Consider the following 19,380-nt stretch of genomic DNA (forward strand, 5'->3'; position numbering starts at 1 on the left):
AACTGTTTAGCTCCTTTTAAACGATTAGCAATGTAATATATAATCCCACTAATGTAATGAATAGTATTGGAATCGTCAGCACGATCCCTGTTTTAAAGTAAGTGCCCCATGATATTTTCACACCTTTTTGACTTAATACATGCAGCCATACAAGTGTAGCAAGAGAACCGATTGGGGTAATTTTTGGTCCTAAGTCAGAACCAATAACATTGGCATAGATTAGTGCTTCGTGAATTACACCCGTTGTATTCGTTTCAGCAATCGCTAGCGCATTGACCATAACGGTAGGCATATTGTTCATCACGGAAGATAAAAAGGCAGCAATAAAGCCCATTGCAATCGTACCGATAAACAGCCCTTGCTCAGCTGTATATTCAATAACACCCGCTAGTGCTTCTGTGAACCCTGCATTCCCTAACCCATAAACGACGACATACATACCAATGGAGAAGAACACGATATTCCACGGAGCGCCTTTTATAACGGTTGTTGTATTGACAACTGGACTTTTTCTAGCCATGAGTAAGAAGAAAATAGCGATAATTCCTGCGATGAAAGATACAGGAATCGCTGTCCATTCACTTGAAAAGTAACCAATAACAAGTATCGTTAGCACGTACCAAGATAAGCGAAACATTTTTTTATCTTTAATAGCTTCCTCTGGTTTCTTTAACATCGTCAAATTATAAGTACGTGGTATAGATTTATTGAAATACAATAGCAATACCGTAATTGTTGCAATTAATGAGAAAATGTTTGGTAAAAACATGCGTACTGCATATTCAACGAAACCAATTCCAAAAAAGTCTGCAGATACGATATTCACTAAATTACTGACAACAAACGGTAAAGATGTAGTATCAGCAATAAAACCACTTGCCATAATAAACGGGAAAATCATCTTTTCTTTAAATTGAAGATTACGAACCATGGCAAGAACGATCGGTGTTAAAATTAATGCCGCGCCATCGTTGGCAAAAAGTGCTGCAACGATTGCACCAAGTAAGCTTACATAGACAAACATTTTGATGCCGTGCCCTTTTGCCGCGCGAGCCATATGTAAAGCAGCCCATTCAAATAAACCAATTTCATCTAAAATGAGTGAAATGATAATAATCGCGATAAAGCTTAATGTGGCATTCCATGTAATATCGACAACATCGAGTACATCGTTAAAATCTACCACACCTACAGCGAGTGCAATAAGCGCACCTGCACAGGCAGACCAGCCAATATTAAGTCCTTTAGGCTGCCAAATAACAAAGATTAACGTTACAATAAAGATTAAACTTGCTAAGACGAACATGAACTATCCTCCGTAACTTTACATGTACAAATAGAAACAGCTTTCAACTCATCAATCACACGTTGAACAATTGGTGATGGATTTTCAGCTAAACGATAATGCTTCCATGTGCCAACTTTTCTTTCTGTAATGATGCCTGCATCTTTTAATTTTCGTAAATGCTGACTAACAGCTGGTTGTGAAATATTTAATACATCCACAAATTCACATACACACACTTCCCCATTTTTTAGACAGGAAAGCAACTTTAGCCGATTTTGATCTGCTAATGCTTTTAACTGCTTTTCCATCAATTCGATTTGCATATTTATCACTCCTTATATAAGAATTCACTTATATATTAACGGTAGCTTATGTATTTGTAAATAATTATTTACTTATATATGGTTTATTCTTTCACCTCAACATGATTTATAATGAGATGAAATATGGGGAATGTCAGGAAAATGCGGATTTACAACGTTGCTGAATAGGAAAAGGAACTAGCTAATGCCAGTTCCTGACTAAAGTTAATATCATTTATGCTCACTTATATGCAACCATTCATCACAACTATCAACCAATTGCTGTAATTCATTTAAAAATTGACTCGCATGATATCCATCGCAAACGGCATGATGTACTTGTAATGAAATAGGAAATAAAATTTTATCCCCTTGCTCGAAAAACTTACCACCAGTAGTAATCGGTAATAAATACGTTCCATCATTAAAAATATTTAGATTAAAACCTGTGAAGCTAATCCATGGAATACATGAAATAGGAAAAGTATTTTTCGGTTCATGTTTCTTTGGGTTCATTTTTTTTACATCACCGTATAACTTCATATCCTCTTGATAGTTTTTATAGAAGGACATAAAGTCAGCCGAATACTCTGACCATATATTTGAAAATGTTTTATCATCCTTATGAAATATAGTAAAGTTAGGCGTCATTTCATCCCAATATCCAAGCCGTCCTTCTTCATCAAAGCAAGTTCTAAATTCTTTGTGAGAATTAACAGTGCGAGTAACCATATATATAAAAGCAGGATATAATTTGATATCCTTTTTTCGTAACTTCTCTAATAACTGTGTGATGTCAATATTCACAGTCACACTGAAGATACATCTAGTATTATTTAGAAAATGCTCAAAATAAGCTTTTCTATCCCAATGATCAATATTAATTACATTAAATTTCAATTTATTCGCCTCCTAAAATGTTTAAAATTATTTTAAGAGGCCACTTTCACTGCTATCTTCATCGTTACACATCCTTAGACATAGTAAAAACTTCTCCAATAATATAAAATAGACTTTAAAATTTGTCTACGCTCTGTTATGAAACAATCTTTCTTCGAGTCATTCTTTATCTTTTACTTGAAGACCCACCCCAAGATATTGGAGCTACATCACTAATTGCGTTGACCCATTTTGATTACTTCTCTCCATTCTTCCACGGTGGATTATTATCTTTATGCAGTTTTTGATTGATTTTATATATAGAAAAGGGGATAGCATATGCAAGTATGGTACAAATAATAGTGAGTACCCCTGGAAAGCGTTCCACAACTATATTCCACATACTACCCCTCCCTTTATTGTGCTTTGTTAATATTTCCAGACTGATCAATGATGACATTGATGTTTACCTTAATTTTACTTTTAGAAAAGTAGTCTTCCCCATCCTCCCAATTATCTTTAATCGAATCCCACAGCTGATAATGATATTTATATAAATGTTGATTCAGCCCTAGAACATCGGCCTTCATTTCATTTTGTAGCGTATCAATTGATTTCCGTGTGACTTTCTTAATCTCCTCTTCCAACGCTTTTTTGATTTGTGCATAATTCTTTTCACTTAGTAAATTTTCTACCCCTAACACTTCTGCAATACCAGACCTTACTGTAAGGTTTACGTCAAATGTTAAATTGTTTTTATCTTCATTCGTAAGAGTGATTTCTCTTTTCATATCAAGGATCTCATTTGCTATTTTATTCCCGTGTATATTCGTAACGATACTACCTGATTCCACTTCTCCTCTCATAAGTATTACTCCTTTTTCTTCACCTTCATGAAAAGTACCTACAACCTTATTACTCGCACCATGAAAAACAGCAATTCCCTCATATTCCACGCTTTTTGAATTAAATTTTCTAATTTGAGGAATAATAAAGCTCGTTTTGGATAATAGATTCTCTTGAATATCACCGAATGTAATTGGTTTTATGACATTGACACTTTCTTCATTCTCTAATAACCCATGAATATATATTGCTGGAAGCTTTTCGTGTTCAGGTTTTACATTAAGCAGATTATGTGCTTTCCCACTTGCAATGGCGACATTTATTGTTCTGTGCATTTCCATTTCTCGTAGAAATACGTCCATTAAATTAGCAAATAGTTTTGGTTCTTTTACTACTTCTTCTGAAAAAAGTACTACTTCTAAATGCGTTACACTGATTGTACGACTAGCAAGATTGGTCGTATTACGATTCGCATCAAAAATAGTTTCTCCGCTTTTGGTTAGGTTACGAAAGGCTTGACTGTCACCCCCACTATCTTGAGCTGAATTGAATACAGACGGCACAATCACCTGTTGCGTTATTTGTATCACGTTATGTTGAGCATTCTGATCCTCGTTGAAATCAATTGCAATGCCAACAGCAAATGCTCTCTGTTCAATTTCTATTCGGTCCCAGCAGCCAGTAAGGAATAATACTGCAATGATATTAAAAATGATCAGTACAAATTTAGCCAACATGTTTCATACCCTTCCTTTTATACGCAACGGCCAATAAAACGAACACAATAAACAAATAAGTTGGTATAAAGTAATTGAAAACAGAAGTAATTTCCATTAACTCAAGATAATCTTCAGGTATCATACTTAAGAAATAAATAATGGGAGAAAACATGAGCACAATATTTATTTTTTTCATCTTGGAAAAAATCAGTTGAAACAACATGACCGCAATGTCGAATGCGATTAGACATGTAATAAATACAGTCATTACCCAGACAGAAAAAAATACGGAATCAAAACGTTCGAAAAAGCCTCCGGGAATTTGTATGGATTTCGCTACTTCTAATGTAGGGTACATGATGTTTGAAGTAGTAATATTACCAAAAACACTGACACAAATAATATAAGTTAACAAATAAAGAAGCATTGCCAAAAATACACCTAATGCTGTTATTTTAGGTGTATTTTTCGGCTTCTCGACAAGGGATATATAAAAAAGAACAACCCCAAGTCCGATGAATGCTTGAAAACTAATAGTAGTCGCTTGCAAATAACCTTGAATATCTGTCTGAAAGACCGGAAATATATTTTTGGATTCAGCAGATCCTAAAGAAAAAATCAGAACCATCATTGTAATGGCTATGATAATAGGTAAAAATAAGACATTTACACGAAAAATGCCTACCCGAGATCCAGAAACAGCGTATACAACAACAAGCAAAAAGGCTAAACATAGCACCTCAATCGGTGTTCGATCAAATAAATATTGTCGAGAAAGTTCTGTAAGGACCCGTGCATGATAACTGGATGTCAGTACATATTGAATAGTGAATAAAAACGTAAGGATGATCGCTACTGGTTTTGTGAGCAATTGAGCTGAAAAGGAAAAGAAGGATTGTCGTGGGAATTTACATACTAATTTTGCGATCATCCAACTAAATAAACAAGCCACCCCCCCACCTAAAATAATGCCAACCCATCCATCTGAAGAGATCGTTTTATTGGCAATTAGCCGAGGCAGAGATAATATTAATACGCCGAGAGTATTTGTCGTTACTAACAGCATTAACTCATAGTCGCTTATATGTTCATCCGCACTTTTAAAAGACGTCATGAATCCTTTTGACCCCCATCGTTTATTTTTTGTTTATCCACTGGTTGAATATAAGAAGGTCGCTCTTTTAAGGCTATAACAGGTGGACGAATAAATAGATTTTTAAAGTCACTAGGAAACTTAGGAGAAAATGGGGCTGAATAAGGAACACCTATACTTTTGAGATTGACCATGTGAATATTTAGCATGATATAACCTAAAATGATGCCGTAAATCCCGAATACACCTGCAATTATTATAAGAGCTAGACGCAAGACTCTAAGTCCGATGGCAACACTATAATTAGAAATGGTAAACGAAGCAACGGCAGTAAGAGCTGTTACAACAACCATTACCGGACTTACAATCCCTGCACTAACTGCTGCCTCTCCAATGACAATTCCTCCAACAATCCCAATCGTTTGACCGATAAGTTTTGGAAGTCTTATTCCAGCCTCTTGAAGAATTTCAAATGTGACGCCCATTAACAGCGCTTCTACAATAGCTGGAAAAGGCATATTTTCTCTCGTTCCTGCAATAGAGAAAGCGAGTTGTGACGGTATTAAGCCAGGATGATAGGACACCAAAGCTACATAAATAGCTGGAAGAAAAGCAGCGATAAAAACAGATAAGTATCGGATTAAACGTAGGAACGTACCAATTAACCAACGTTGTGTATAATCTTCCAGACTTTCTAGCGCATCATTAAATACGACCGGTGCAACCAATGCAAAAGGGCTACCCTCTACAAGGATTCCTACTTTCCCTTGTAAAATCGAATAAACGAATCGATCCGGTCTTTCCGTATCCAATAATTGCGGAAATGGCGATAGGAAACTGTCTTCAATCCATTGCTCCACGAAGCCAGAACCAGCCGAAAAATCGATATCTATTGTTTTTAACCTACGATTAATTTCATCTACAATTTCAGGATTGACAATGCCAGCTACATAACAAACAACGAGCTTTTGTTTTGAGCGTCTGCCTACTTCATGTGTCTCAATTCTTAAATTGGGGTCCTTTAATTCTCTACGAATTAAAGTAATATTCGTTTGTATACTCTCAACAAAACCGGATCGTGGACCACGAACTACTGATTCAGTCTGTGGCTCTTCAATTGAACGTTTCTCTGCACCTTCTGTCCCCATAATCAATACCGTATCGCTACCATCTAGATAAAGCACAGTACTTCCAGATAAGATAGCATAAGAAACTTTATCTAATGTTCGAACCTTTTTAATATCAGTTATGGCAATGACATCTTGATAAATTTGCTCTAACATATTTGAACTAACTTGTTTGCTGTTCTCTTGTATATTTTTTAAAATATTGTTATTAACAAGATTGTTGTCGGTCAATCCACTAATATAACAAATGGCACCTTTACGTTTCTGTTCACCTATATTCACTTCACGGATAATTAGATCACTGGGCTTCCCTAGCATTGTTTGTAAGCTTTCCAAATTCTCTTCTAGCTTTGTGCCAATGTCGATTTGAAATTCATTTTGTTTTTCTGCTAGTTGACTCTCTTTTTTATGCTTCTCACTTTTTTTCATCCTCTTTCGAAAATGTCTCACTATTGAATCCCTCATATCAAATAGTAATGAAACTCATTGAATAATTTGCCCTATACGTTTTTTTCTATACTTAGAAAACGAAATTCAGAATGTGGATAAAAGGCATCGAATGGATAAAAAAAACTGTAGGCAGACTCGAATTTTTTCGAGTTTTCCTACAGTCTGAAATGAGCAGTTAGCAATCACTTCTCATCCTATTATTCATTCCACAATCCTGCTTGTTCTAATTTCTTTTTCCCTTTAAATGCTAAAGTAATGGCTCCGACATTTAAGATAAACATGACAAAAATACCGTATAGCACATAAGTATAACTACCTGTGACTTCAAAAATAAAGCCATATCCGGGTAGTGCAACAATCCCTGCAATCGCTAAGCCTGTTATTGCAAGTCCATAAATTTGACTGAACTCTTTATTGCCAAATAGAGCTGTCGTTAAAAGAGGCCCTAATGTCCCAAGAGATGAAACAACAAATCCATATAAACCTGTAGCAATCGTAAACATCAATGGGTTTTCAGGAGTTGTTAACAAAATTCCTACCGGCACTAACCCTATCAGCATTGCGGCAATCGTTGTATTTTTCACGCCGATTTTATCACTGAGGAAACCGAAAAATAATGCACCGATGACAACACCGACCGACCAAGTACCCATTGCATTCCCTGCAAACTTGATATCGTAGCCTAAACTCATTGCAAACGGTGCAACATGTTGATTAAATGCACCGATTGAAGTATCGAATAAGAAGAAAATTACTAAAAAATAAAAAGCACTTGATTTTTTGGCTATTTTAAAATTTACACCACTATTTGTAGTAGTTGATACTTGATTATTCTCTTGATTTGGCTTCATTTCATCCATACCATATGGCTGTAACCCTTTTTGTTGTGGTGCCATTCGTATTGTTAAGAGCACGACCGGTATCACGACCGCCATTACGCCGACCCCTAAAATAATATACGTATTTCGCCAACCTTCACTCGCGATTAAATTCCCTGCTACTGGTTGAAGGAAAGCACCGATTAAACCACCGGCTCCAACCATAATGCCGATTGCCAAACCTCTGTGCTTTTTAAACCAATTATTAATCAGGACAGGACCTGCCAATTGCGTTACTAATACAGAACCCATTGCCATCGGGATAGCAAATAAATACCAACCCCATACGGAGTTCATGAAACCAAACATCGCAAAGGATCCTGCCTCCAAAATAACTGCTACTACTAAAAGCACTCTAATATTGTATTTTGTTATCATCTTACCTGCAATCGGTAAGGAGATCATTGTTACGATGGATGATATACTAAAGTACAATGTTAAACTGCCCATGCCAATGCCTAATTCTTCAGTAACGGGAGTTAAAAATAATCCCCCTGTAGTCATAATGCCACCTTTAGCAGCTCCGACCATTACAACTAATCCTAATAATACCCACCAAGCATAGTGGATTTTTTTCGTTGACTGACTCATGATGTTATCCTCGATTCACTTAATTGATTACTAGTGTGTTTAGTAAAATAGGTATATTTTTATATTTTAGAATGATAGGTGCACCCTTTATTATTTTGGTAATGTTTGATACCTTGGTTACTTTACGTAACAACAATAGCCTGATATCGAGAATGTGTCAATATTATGAACTAAATTATTTAGTTGAAAGAATGATGAGATAAATTAGAATAGTGCATATTTATAATGGTGCTAGCAGACAAAAAAACAGGAACCAAATGAAGGCTTGGTTCCTGTGAAAAGTAATTTTGATTAAAAAATATTTTCTAAATTCCGCGTGTTGCTTGTTACGTTTTCTAATAAGATATTTAAGTGATCCATAGCATGTGAGACTTCTTCAATCATAGACAGTAATTCTTCGCTGTTTCCAGCATTCGATTGAATGTGCTCATATAATGAATCGAATACTTGGTTTTCGACTTGGCTATCTTGCTGTAATTCAGCGATGAGCTCACTAAATTGCTGAATTTTCGTCCTTGATTGTACAGTGCTTTCAATAAGACTTTCAATCGAGACTTTTGCTTGAGCCATTTTATCTTTACTTGTTTCAATGGCATCAATCTGCTGATCCGTACTCTCTTTGTTATGTTGAATTTCTTGTTGTAAATCGGTTAAAATACTACTGATTTTGCCTGTTGCTTCACCACTTTGCTCAGCTAGCTTTCTTACTTCATCCGCTACAACAGCAAAGCCCTTTCCTGCTTCCCCAGCACGAGCTGCCTCAATGGATGCATTTAGCGCGAGTAAATTTGTATTATCTGCAATGCCCTTAATTAAATGAATGATTTCTCCGATTTGTGCTGAGCTTTCTAATAGTACATGTACACGTTCTTTATTATCATTTACTTCACGTGCAATATTATCAATTGCTGTATGGAGTGTTTCGATTCCTTTGACACTTAATTCAGCGGAAAGTTTTGATTTATCAGATAATTCATCCAAATCGTTTGCCTCGGTTGAAATACTTTGTAAAGTGACCGATTTTCGTTCTACGATTTTTTCGGCTTCTGCTACTTGTTCTGCTTGAGATTGACTGTTTTTAGCCGTAGCTTGTACAGCCGTTGTCACTTCTTTTAATGTTGCAGCTGTTGTCAGCATAGCTTCCCTATATTCTCGTTGAACACTCGATACAGCCGTTGCATTTTCCTGAACAGATTGTAAAATCGTCTGATAATGTGTTGTCACATCATTTATTGCATCTTGAATGGCTAGTAGTTCAGCCTCTTTTACTACAATCTCCGTGTCTTGCTGATCTTTACCGAGTGAGCGCAGTCTATTGGCGAATAATGCTAAAGGCTGGAGTATTTTTTTTGTTGCTACAAATAAAATAGGCCATAATACAATCGTCACAATAATACTGCTAATGATGACTGTTACAATAGAACGGTTAATCGAGTCAGTTGTACTAGCTAATGCTTCACTTGTATAATGAACGGATTCAAAATACGGCGCTGCATCAATGGCAGCGTAGAGTACATAGCGGATTTCATTATCGAAATAAACGGGTGCATAAATTTCAGCCACGTTTTCGGTAATTGTAGTAGATCCCTCTTCACCTGTAAAAATCGATGTGACCGTGGCATTATTTACCGTGTCCCCTTTTGTAAATGGCGACGTGGCCCCTTCCGTAATATTCTCCGTTAAAACTAAATTACTACTATCGAATAAATATAAGCTTTGTAAGCCGTAGTCTTGCTGAAAATAGTTCGTTAATGCATTTTCAACGGTATCCACAGCAAGCGCCGATTGAATAATGCCATCTCCGTTCGCACGTGGAATGGCCATAAATTTAAAAATCTCGCCCGTTTCGACTTTCATTTTCATAGCTGATGGCAGGATGGCCGCTTCCCCTGTTAGAAGCATACGGTACCCTTCCCAAATATCAAATAAACTTATGCCTACTGCTTCTGTTTCTGTTGTCGTTGTAAAAATACCATTGTTATTTGTTATGTAAAAATCACTCATATCTGTATTTTCTTTTAAGCGCTCTAAATCCTGAATAGTTAGTGTGCTAGTTGTGTCCATTTCTTTTACAATAAGTGCTGCATTTAACATAGAGGCATCAATTTCTTTTTCCAATGTTACAACTTGATTGGCAATTGTCTCCGTTAATCTTTCGAGCGTTCCCGTTACTTGTTGTTGGGCTTGTTGCTCTAATTTTGTGTTTGTTTCCTCTGATTGTTTCCCCAAATGGTTCTTTTCAACCAAAAGTAACACGATTATTGTAAGCACTAAAAGTGTAGCAAAAACGAAAAAAAAGCTCATAAGTTTACTTTTAATGGACAATACAATCTCCCCCTATTTTATATTTCTGTTAATAATATACAATTATAAGGTGTACTCTACAAGGTCAAACGCATTGTTTTTAAGTTAATATTTGTAAATTAAAGCACATTTAGAGAAAATATAGCTATAAAGATAAAGTGAAACTTCAATCAGTGGGTGGTTCCTCATCTCCCACTGATTGTTAGTTGAACCAATCGGGCTTTTATGGGCAGTTGATCTCCCACCTACGCTTCTCGATTTTCCTTAAGTCTTGAGGTGGGAGTCTTAATGCCCGTTAATGCGGGATAAAAACTCAGCAAAGAAAAATATCTTTACTGAGTTGAAATAACTATGTCAATGTATCAATAAGCTGTACTGGTGTATGTACGACATATTTCGGATTTTCCTTCTCGATGAGCTCAAATCCGTCTAGCCCCCAGCTCACCCACATAAATGGTACCTTCACTTTATTACATGCGATAATGTCTCGTACTTCATCTCCAACATATAGTACATCGTCTGGCATTACTTGCTGTTGTTTCATAAATTTTTTTATAACCGCATCTTTCCCAAATAATTTACTGGATGTTAGTACTTGCGATACACTGGCCACCTGTTCTTGCTGTAAAAGCAGTTCGATGTTTTCTTTCGCATTGGACGACAAAATAATAATCGTATAGCCTTTCTGCGCTAGTGTATCGAGCATTTCTTTGATTCCTTCAAATAGCTTTACTTCTTCGATATGCTCTTTAAAGTAACGATAAACCTTTGGTAAAATAATCGGCAGCTTATGCATGGGAAAACGGTATTTCTTCGCTCTTTGTGGAATGGTCAAATTTCTTGATGTAATGAGATCATCTGCATTCACCTGATCATAATTGTATTGCTCCGCAAATAGATTCCAAGCTTTCATAAACAGTTGGTTTGAATCCGCTAAAGTGCCATCAAAATCAAAAATGATATATTTCACTACTCTTTCCTCTTTTCAATCGCTATTGCGTTTTTTCACTCTATCAATATACAAAAGAATATATTGTTCTAACAATGTTAGTTTTTCTATTGCTTCTTTTGTTAGCGGCCATTTTTCAATGTTAGCCAAAGCAAGGAAAATACCTAAACCAATCAAGTATATAATTTCTACCCAAGCACCACTTATTGATACAATAGCAAAAATTAAAGCGAACGCAACAATCGTAATGGATAGCCCGTTTCCTACTTGAACATTCACCTGCTCTAAGTTTATCTTACACATCATATTTAGCAACATACCGCTTAGATAGGACCTTTATTTCGACCTTTAAACTTTCTGTATTCATAGCCACACCACTCCCTTATTGTTCCGTTTCTGCTCCTTCTGATTAATAGTATCTAACTTCCATTGTTTTTCATAAATAAAAAACCTTGAAGCAAGGAAATTATCCCCTGCCTCAAGGTTTTAGATTTGGGTACATTACATTGTATACATTAAAATAACTTCGCAAATACAGTGGCAGCTTGTGCCCGTGTTAGCGGTTGTTGAGGTTCAAAATTGTGATTGTTTCCATTCATAATGCCTGCTGATTGCAACGCATAAATAGCGTTTTTTGCTTCCGCGCTGATTTTAGCATCATCAAGATATACTTCCTGTTCCCCATTCTCAAATAAATAGTCAGTACTTCTTAAGTACTCATACATCGCTCCTGCAAATTGCTCACGTGTGATTGGTTTGTTTGGATTAAAGCTCTGATTATTTAATGATGCTATCAATTCGTTGTCTACTGCCCAACTAATTGCTTGTGCATAATGATCCGACGACTTTACATCTTTAAATGATAGCATTTTGTCACTTGTTACAGGCTCACCAGCTAATCGGTACAAGACAGTCGCAGCTTGACCACGCGTGAAATTTTTATTTGGCGCAAAAGTCGTTGCATTTACACCTTTAAATAAATTCGCTTCCGTTACTTTTATAATAGCGTCTTTTGCTGAATGGTTTTCGATGTCTTTATAAAACACTTCTTCTTTTACGAGTAAATTTAGTACCGTCACCGTTCCACTTACTTCATGCCCAACAATTAATTGCGGGTGATCACCCGGCACAAAAGCGAGTCCTTCAGGGGATACGTCGCCTGCGATATCTTCGCTAAAATCACGTAAATTTAAATAATCGACGAATGTCGCATTGGCTGGGTCTGTGATGTTGTACATCATCACGCCACCAATCCGTTCTAAGCCAACAAATGCAAATACTTCATCACCAATCTTCCCTACTTTTACATCTTCTGGTTCAGGCCCTTTTTTGCCGCTTCGATTATCTAGCTTTACTTTATCGTTACTGGAGTTGAAATATTCAGGGAAAGCTTGCGCGGTAATGCGTTCAAAATCACTGCGACTATCATAAACAAGCTCCATTGTATCTGCATCAAAAATGGAGAATGAACGCGCACCAAAAATATACTCTTTATCTTTTTCAAAGCCGTCATAGCTTGCTGTATCGTAAAAGACAATTTCGTTACCATCTACTTCGATTTCTTGCTCATTTAAGTGGAAGTTTGGGGAATCTTCCTCTCCCCATTCACGACTGTCTCCTTCATTTGCTGTTACGATATAGTTTTTCCCGTTTACACTATATGTAGCTATTCCATCTGGCATATAGATGCCGAAGTAGTTTTCATTTTGAAGCTGTGCTTGACCGTCTTTACGTACATCCATTTCATTGCCTTTGATGCTGAAATCTTTAAAGCCTAAGCCATCAATCGAGATAACCTCATTTGATGTAAGGTTGATCGTGGCAATGGCGTTATTTTCTTGCATTGCTACATAAGCGAACTGACTGTCTTCACTTACCGAAATATATTCAGGCTCAAGATCAACAGATGGGGCTGACTCCTTCTTTAATAGTACATTGTTCTTTACTAGCTCTGTACGCTTTTCTGCTTTATCAAAACCTTCGAATGTCACAGGCTGTGCTTGTAAAGTTTCAAGACCGTTTGATAGATCAATGATCGAAATGGAGCCTTGAGGGTCAATTATATCTTGCCCGTACCCTTCACGTGGTTCCCCTTCATTTGCTACGAGCACTTTTTTTCCGTCCGGTGAGAAGGTAATATTGTCTGGTTGTTTTCCCACTTTCACTAAGCTTAGTAGCGCCCCTTCTCCCGTTAAAAATACGGCATACCCGTCCTCGTTATAGTCTTCAGCCTGCACAGACGCAACGATTACATTTTCATTTGGATGTACAGCGATACTTGTTAAATCGCCATATTGGAAACTTGCATCCACTGTTTGGATTAATTGAGCAATATCAATCGATAAAAACGGCTTTAATGCGAAAGCTTCATCATCTTGATAGTTTAATGAAACCGCCTCTACCTTTTTCGTCTCCCCGTTTACTAAATACGTAGCATGATTGTGTTTATTGTAGGTAACAATTTCCGTTGTGCCGCCATCTTCGTTTTGTACACCTGAATCATAGCGGGCATCTAATGATAACTTATATGTTGGTTCTGCTGCTTCAGCTCCTACTGTCGGTACAATAATCGCTGCCCCCGTTAAACTAAGTGCAAATGCTGCTTTTGAAAAAACATATTTCCCCATGAATTGACCACCTTTTTAGTTAGTTTGTTTTAGAGTACAAGCTATTTGTAAAGGTGGTATTAAATGCATTTCGTTTTTTGTAAATACGATGTAGTTCCACATTCCATCTTAGTGTTCCACATATTAAATAATAGTTTTCTATTTTTGTTACTTTTTTTGGAAAATGATAATAAAATCATTTCTCTACTATCATTTTATGTCCTTACTAATTTTCACTCATTTATTCTTTTTTCGACAAATAACTTCTTCTCCCTAACACCATTTTGAATCGTTCATGCAATATTTCGACAAAAATTTATTTGTCAAGAAATTTATTTTCTATTTTTTGAAAAGATCAAAAAAATACAAAAACATACTTTGTTATATAACAAAGTAGTAGTTAGACCTCTTTTGGCACGCGATTATTATTTTAGACAAGCGAAACATTAATTTCTGCATTGTGCATTTTTTCTTCTGTATTGCGCTGCAAATTTTCTAATTAATTATATTAGGAATATTATTCTTTCCTATGTTACGTTTCTACTTTATACACATATTTTCTACTTAACACTTGATAATTCTATACAATTTAATTTGTCTGAATTTAATATTCTTCTCTTCAATTCTGAAAATTTAGTATTGCATTATAAAGATTTCTCTCCTACAATAAGGACTTATAACGGGAGGCAAACAGAAATAAACCGTTTAAAACAGAATAATATTTCATTAGGGGGAATTATAATGGCTCAAGAGAAAAAGGGTAATCATTCTATCGATTACACAAAGATCGACCAAATGGAGTCGTTCAACCAATTTGTTAAGAAGAAAAACACGTTTCTTTTTGGCGTTGCAGCAGCATTTTTAACATTTTATATCTTTTTACCAATCCTAGCCTTCACGTCTGTATTACAACAGAAATGGTTTGGTAACATTACAGGTGTTTGGGTTTATTCGGCTGCACTATTTATTATGACGGTCATATTAGCAATGGTTTATGTACGTATGGCTGCAAAGTTCGACAAAGCAGCAGCAGCTGTTATTGCTGAACATTCTTCGAAAGGCGGTAATTAGTAGATGGATAATTTAGTAACAATTGGATTTTTCGTTGGAATCGTAGGTTTAACACTTATTGTGACGTATTTAGCAGCAAAGAGAACTTCTTCTGCATCTGACTTCTACACTGCTGGCGGTGGGCTAACAGGGTGGCAAAATGGTTTTGCGATTGCTGGCGACTACTTATCAGCAGCAGCATTTTTAGGGGTATCCGGTGCCATTGCTCTTACAGGTTTTGATGGCTTCTTCTTCTCTGTAGGGTATGTAGTAGCAAACTTAGTTCTTCTTTACATTATCGCGGAGCCAATGCGTAACATTGGTCGATATACATTAGCGGATATGTTAACGGCTCGTTTTAACGAAAAACGTGTACGTGGTGTAGCTGCGGCAAGTACGATTACAATCGTAATTCTTTACATGATCGCACAATTAGTAGGTGCGGGTGCACTTATTAAACTTTTATTTGGTATTGAATATGAAATCGCTGTATTAATCGTAGGTGTCATGATGACAACTTACGTATTAGTTGGTGGTATGACAGCCACTTCTTGGGTACAAATCATTAAAGCTGGTTTATTATTATTTGGTACAGCATTACTTGCACTTTTAGTATTTATTAAATTCGATTTCAATTTAATGACTATGTTCGATACAATCGCTTCAGAGCACGGTGAACAATATTTAAACCCTGGTATTAAATATACAAGTTCTATTGATTCTGTTTCAATGATGATGGCATTAGTACTTGGTACATCTGGTTTACCACATATTTTAATGCGTTTCTTCACGGTTAAAGATGCTCGTACAGCACGTCAATCAATTAACTGGACAACTTGGATTACAGCCATTTTCTTCTCATTAACAATTTTCTTAGGCTTCGGTGCTATGCATTTCGTAGGAATTGATGACATCGTTGCACAAAGTCCAGCAGGTAACACAGCTGCCCCACTTTTAGCTGAAATATTAGGTGGAAATATTTTATTATCATTTATCGGTGCAGTAGCATTCGCAACAATTTTAGCGGTAGTATCTGGTTTAGTATTAACAGGTGCGTCTGCCATTTCTCATGATATTTACGGTGAAATCATTAAAGACGGTAAATTAACTGAAAAGCAACAAGTTATTGCTGCTCGTATCGGTTCTATTTCAATCGCGATTCTTTCTATTATCTTAGCGTTATTTGCACAAAGCTTAAACGTATCATTCTTAGTATCATTTGCATTCTGTATCGGTGCATCTGCAAACTTACCAGTAATCCTTTACACAATTTACTGGAAAAAATTCAATGCAAACGGTGCCATTGCAGCAATGGTAGTTGGTTTAGTTTCATGTTTAGTATTAGGTGCTATGGGTCCAAACGTATGGAATCCAGTTGAAGGGAAAGCTATCTTCGTTGGTACGCCATTACTTCCACTTGCAGTACCAGCAATTATTACAATTCCACTTGGCTTCTTTGCAGGTTGGTTAGCATCTGTGTTGACAGCTAGCAAAGTAGATCAAAAACAAGCGGCAGAAATCTACAAAGAAATCCGCGTTAAAGCAAATACAGGTGTGTCGGTTTCTGACGTATCTCACTAATATTTTCCAAGCATCAGGGTGCAAATCCTGGTGCTTTTTTTATATAAGAAAAGTAATATCTTATAAGACTATATTAAAATCTCCAAAAATGTTTTAGTATACGAAACATTATCTCCCCTCTTTTTTTATAACAGAATACATTTTTTTGTCTCTTATGCACCCTTTTTGTTTGTCAATACCCCTATAAACGTTGTTATATCAACATTCTCAATTCTTACCGAACGTTATTCTTCTATAAAAAATATATAATTATCTCGGTAAAACTAATATTCTAGAAATTTTTTTCAGAAAATTTGTAGAATAACTATTGCATTCCTGTGAACACTGCCATAAAATGAAAAATGTAAAGGTTCTCAAGCAGAATTTTACAAACATAAAGCAGTAAAATGTTTCTTAACTTAAAAGGGGGTATGGTTATGTCGAAAAAACACAAACCAATTGTCGATTATGACAGAATCGCGGAACAAGAGTCGTTCAAACAATTATCAAAGAAAAAGAATGCATTCCTTTGGACACTCACAGTAATCTTTTTAGGAGCTTATATGTTGCTACCAGTTCTAACTTCTTACACTGATATTTTGCATCAGAAAGCAGTTGGAGATGTTACGTGGGTTTGGTTCTATTCTTTCGGTCTGTTTGTCATGACTTGGGGTCTTTGTCATCTGTATGTAGCGAGAGCAAACAAATTTGACCGCCAAGCAAAAGAAATTATTCAAGAATATGAAAGGGGTGTTAGCTCATGAGCTTCATAGCGATTTTCTTCTTCGTAGGAATTGTAGGTGCCACATTAGTCGTAACTTGGTGGGCATCTAGACGTACATCAAGTGCAAGTGACTTCTATACAGCTGGTGGCGGTTTAACTGGCTGGCAAAATGGTTTAGCAATCGCTGGTGACTACTTATCAGCTGCATCATTCCTAGGGATCGCCGGATCGATTGCATTATTCGGTTTTGATGGATTCTTCTTCTCTGTAGGATATTTAGTAGCATACTTAGTTGTACTTTACATCGTAGCAGAGCCTTTACGTAACTTAGGTAAATTCACGTTAGCGGATATGATTACAGCTCGTTTCGACAAAGCAAAGGTACGGGGAGCAGCGGCATTATCTACTATTACTATCGTATTCTTCTATATGATCGCACAACTTGTTGGTGCGGGTGCACTTATTCAATTATTATTAGGTATCGAGTACAAATGGGCTGTTATTCTTGTAGGTATCATGATGACAACTTACGTATTATTTGGTGGTATGACAGCCACTTCTTGGGTTCAAATTATTAAAGCTTGTTTATTAATGGTTGGTACAATCATTATTTCATTCTTAGTATTATTAAAGTTCAACTTCAACATCGGTACAATGTTTACAGAAATGAAAACAGCTACTGAATATGGTGAAGCATACTTAAATCCTGGATTAAAGTATACGAACGGGATTGATACAATCTCAATGTTAATCGCGTTAGTACTTGGTACAGCGGGTCTTCCACATATCCTAATGCGTTTCTTCACAGTAAAAGACGCTCAAACAGCTCGTTCTTCTGTTATTTGGGCTACTTGGATTGTAGGTATTTTCTATGTATTAACAATCTTCTTAGGATTCGGTGCTGCGGCATTCGTAGGAATTGACAATATCATTGCAGCAAACCCAGCTGGTAACTTAGCAGCGCCATTATTAGCAGAAGCACTTGGCGGCGAAATCCTATTCTCATTCGTCTCTGCTGTAGCGTTCGCAACAATCTTAGCGGTAGTAGCAGGTCTTGTACTTTCAGGTGCATCTGCCCTATCACACGATATTTACGGTCAAATTATTAAAAAAGGACAAGTGTCAGAGAAAGAGCAAGTCGTGGCTGCTCGTATTGGTTCAATCACAATTGCTGTCATCTCAATCCTTTTAGCGTTAGGCGCTCAAACATTAAACGTAGCGTTCTTAGTATCATTCGCATTCTGTATCGCAGCATCTGCAAACTTACCAGTAATCATTTACACAATTTACTGGAAACGTTTCAATACTTCTGGTGCAGTAACAGCAATTATCGTAGGTTTAGTTTCATGTTTAGTATTAGTGGCAATGTCTCCAAACGTATGGAACCCAGAACCAGGTAAAGCAATCTTCGTTGGTGAAGCATTAATCAAATTAGCAAACCCAGCGATCATTACAGTACCACTTGGCTTCTTAGCTGGTTGGTTAGGTAGTTACTTAACACCTGCTGAAAACCCAGCAATCTACCGTGAAGTAGAAGTTAAAGCACAAACTGGTATTTCTGTACAAGACGTATCACACTAATCGTTTTATTCACAAGGGGATGGGCTCTCGGCTTCGGTCGAGAGTCTTTTTATTTAGAAAAAGTGTATTGATTTACCTTTTATTATTAATAAAATCGTATGAAACGTTGATTTCCGCTTCATTCGGCTCGCTTTCCACGGGCATGGCTTCAGCCTCCTCGTCGCTCGTACCTCACTCCTGCGGGGTCTTCAGCTCATGCTTTTCCCGTAGGAGTCTCGCCGATTCCGCTTCAATCAACTGGCAAGTTATTTTTGATTACGTTTCACCTAAAAAACCCCCTTCTATACAGGAAATATTTTAATAATCAATATATCTGAATTTAGAAAACACTGGACGAAAGAAGTCTTGTTGCTCCAACAGAAATTTGACACCTTCCCTTCCCGCTTTTGTAATAGGCACTTTTTTTCAGAAAATGATAAAATATAAATAGAGG

At 36.5% G+C, this 19,380-nt stretch carries 15 protein-coding genes; 4 read left to right on the plus strand and 11 right to left on the minus strand.

Annotation, left to right across the window (positions count from 1 at the left end; genetic code table 11):
* Positions 1-16 precede the first annotated feature (16 nt).
* The 11 genes from ACQQ2I_RS10530 to ACQQ2I_RS10580 all read right to left on the minus strand — a co-directional run bounded on the left by ACQQ2I_RS10530 (position 17) and on the right by ACQQ2I_RS10580 (position 14,053).
* Positions 17-1,306 (minus strand): arsenic transporter, encoded by a 1,290-nt coding sequence (locus tag ACQQ2I_RS10530; protein WP_431026750.1) that lies wholly within the window; start codon positions 1,304-1,306, stop codon positions 17-19.
* A complete protein-coding gene (locus ACQQ2I_RS10535; RefSeq protein ID WP_431026751.1) occupies positions 1,294-1,611 on the minus strand; it encodes an ArsR/SmtB family transcription factor in 318 nt (105 codons plus the stop codon). The genes ACQQ2I_RS10530 and ACQQ2I_RS10535 overlap by 13 nt, the downstream gene beginning before the upstream one ends.
* A gap of 210 nt (positions 1,612-1,821) precedes the next feature.
* The gene (gene catA, locus ACQQ2I_RS10540) at positions 1,822-2,490 is read right to left on the minus strand and encodes a type A chloramphenicol O-acetyltransferase (RefSeq protein ID WP_431026752.1); all 669 of its coding nucleotides are present in this window, start codon (positions 2,488-2,490) and stop codon (positions 1,822-1,824) included.
* Positions 2,491-2,885: 395 nt separating this feature from the next.
* Entirely contained in the window at positions 2,886-4,052 is a 1,167-nt protein-coding gene (locus ACQQ2I_RS10545) for a Ger(x)C family spore germination protein (RefSeq protein ID WP_431026753.1), read from the minus strand.
* Positions 4,042-5,148: a GerAB/ArcD/ProY family transporter gene (locus ACQQ2I_RS10550; protein WP_431026754.1), complete on the minus strand. Its 1,107-nt coding sequence runs from the start codon at positions 5,146-5,148 to the stop codon at positions 4,042-4,044. Before ACQQ2I_RS10550 ends, ACQQ2I_RS10545 begins: the two co-directional genes overlap by 11 nt.
* Complete coding sequence (locus tag ACQQ2I_RS10555; protein WP_431026755.1) at positions 5,145-6,683, minus strand: spore germination protein; 1,539 nt, start codon at positions 6,681-6,683, stop codon at positions 5,145-5,147. Before ACQQ2I_RS10555 ends, ACQQ2I_RS10550 begins: the two co-directional genes overlap by 4 nt.
* 218 nt (positions 6,684-6,901) lie before the next feature.
* Positions 6,902-8,173 carry an MFS transporter gene (locus tag ACQQ2I_RS10560; protein WP_431026756.1) on the minus strand — a complete coding sequence of 424 codons (1,272 nt, stop codon included), beginning with the start codon at positions 8,171-8,173 and terminating at the stop codon, positions 6,902-6,904.
* Positions 8,174-8,464: 291 nt separating this feature from the next.
* Positions 8,465-10,498 (minus strand): methyl-accepting chemotaxis protein, encoded by a 2,034-nt coding sequence (locus ACQQ2I_RS10565; RefSeq protein WP_431026757.1) that lies wholly within the window; start codon positions 10,496-10,498, stop codon positions 8,465-8,467.
* Between the two features lie 328 nt (positions 10,499-10,826).
* On the minus strand, positions 10,827-11,447 hold the full coding sequence (locus ACQQ2I_RS10570) for an HAD hydrolase-like protein (RefSeq protein ID WP_431026758.1): 621 nt from the start codon (positions 11,445-11,447) through the stop codon (positions 10,827-10,829).
* Positions 11,448-11,462: 15 nt separating this feature from the next.
* Complete coding sequence (locus ACQQ2I_RS10575; RefSeq protein WP_431026759.1) at positions 11,463-11,732, minus strand: hypothetical protein; 270 nt, start codon at positions 11,730-11,732, stop codon at positions 11,463-11,465.
* Between the two features lie 209 nt (positions 11,733-11,941).
* Positions 11,942-14,053, minus strand: coding sequence for a choice-of-anchor I family protein (locus tag ACQQ2I_RS10580; RefSeq protein ID WP_431026760.1), 2,112 nt, complete (start codon positions 14,051-14,053; stop codon positions 11,942-11,944).
* A gap of 720 nt (positions 14,054-14,773) precedes the next feature.
* Between ACQQ2I_RS10580 and ACQQ2I_RS10585 the strand changes: the two genes are divergently transcribed.
* The 4 genes from ACQQ2I_RS10585 to ACQQ2I_RS10600 all read left to right on the plus strand — a co-directional run bounded on the left by ACQQ2I_RS10585 (position 14,774) and on the right by ACQQ2I_RS10600 (position 18,947).
* The gene (locus ACQQ2I_RS10585) at positions 14,774-15,103 is read left to right on the plus strand and encodes a DUF485 domain-containing protein (RefSeq protein WP_391370863.1); all 330 of its coding nucleotides are present in this window, start codon (positions 14,774-14,776) and stop codon (positions 15,101-15,103) included.
* A gap of 3 nt (positions 15,104-15,106) precedes the next feature.
* The gene (locus ACQQ2I_RS10590; protein WP_431026761.1) at positions 15,107-16,663 is read left to right on the plus strand and encodes a solute symporter family protein; all 1,557 of its coding nucleotides are present in this window, start codon (positions 15,107-15,109) and stop codon (positions 16,661-16,663) included.
* A gap of 416 nt (positions 16,664-17,079) precedes the next feature.
* The gene (locus ACQQ2I_RS10595) at positions 17,080-17,406 is read left to right on the plus strand and encodes a DUF485 domain-containing protein (RefSeq protein WP_431026762.1); all 327 of its coding nucleotides are present in this window, start codon (positions 17,080-17,082) and stop codon (positions 17,404-17,406) included.
* Positions 17,403-18,947, plus strand: coding sequence for a solute symporter family protein (locus ACQQ2I_RS10600; RefSeq protein WP_431026763.1), 1,545 nt, complete (start codon positions 17,403-17,405; stop codon positions 18,945-18,947). The genes ACQQ2I_RS10595 and ACQQ2I_RS10600 overlap by 4 nt, the downstream gene beginning before the upstream one ends.
* The last annotated feature ends 433 nt before the right edge of the window (positions 18,948-19,380 follow it).

Origin of the sequence: Lysinibacillus sp. LZ02 (genome assembly GCF_050613145.1) — a bacterium.
Classification (GTDB): domain Bacteria; phylum Bacillota; class Bacilli; order Bacillales_A; family Planococcaceae; genus Lysinibacillus_B.

Excerpts from the sequence above, each read along its gene's own strand:
- ACQQ2I_RS10560 (WP_431026756.1), bottom strand. The coding sequence starts at position 8,173 with ATGAGTCAGTCAACGAAAAAAATCCACTATGCTTGGTGGGTATTATTA.
- ACQQ2I_RS10535 (WP_431026751.1), bottom strand. The coding sequence starts at position 1,611 with ATGCAAATCGAATTGATGGAAAAGCAGTTAAAAGCATTAGCAGATCAA.
- ACQQ2I_RS10555 (WP_431026755.1), bottom strand. The coding sequence starts at position 6,683 with ATGAAAAAAAGTGAGAAGCATAAAAAAGAGAGTCAACTAGCAGAAAAA.
- ACQQ2I_RS10575 (WP_431026759.1), bottom strand. The coding sequence starts at position 11,732 with ATGATGTGTAAGATAAACTTAGAGCAGGTGAATGTTCAAGTAGGAAAC.
- ACQQ2I_RS10545 (WP_431026753.1), bottom strand. The coding sequence starts at position 4,052 with ATGTTGGCTAAATTTGTACTGATCATTTTTAATATCATTGCAGTATTA.
- ACQQ2I_RS10600 (WP_431026763.1), top strand. The coding sequence starts at position 17,403 with ATGAGCTTCATAGCGATTTTCTTCTTCGTAGGAATTGTAGGTGCCACA.
- ACQQ2I_RS10530 (WP_431026750.1), bottom strand. The coding sequence starts at position 1,306 with ATGTTCGTCTTAGCAAGTTTAATCTTTATTGTAACGTTAATCTTTGTT.
- ACQQ2I_RS10595 (WP_431026762.1), top strand. The coding sequence starts at position 17,080 with ATGTCGAAAAAACACAAACCAATTGTCGATTATGACAGAATCGCGGAA.
- ACQQ2I_RS10580 (WP_431026760.1), bottom strand. The coding sequence starts at position 14,053 with ATGGGGAAATATGTTTTTTCAAAAGCAGCATTTGCACTTAGTTTAACG.
- ACQQ2I_RS10585 (WP_391370863.1), top strand. The coding sequence starts at position 14,774 with ATGGCTCAAGAGAAAAAGGGTAATCATTCTATCGATTACACAAAGATC.
- ACQQ2I_RS10590 (WP_431026761.1), top strand. The coding sequence starts at position 15,107 with ATGGATAATTTAGTAACAATTGGATTTTTCGTTGGAATCGTAGGTTTA.
- ACQQ2I_RS10550 (WP_431026754.1), bottom strand. The coding sequence starts at position 5,148 with ATGACGTCTTTTAAAAGTGCGGATGAACATATAAGCGACTATGAGTTA.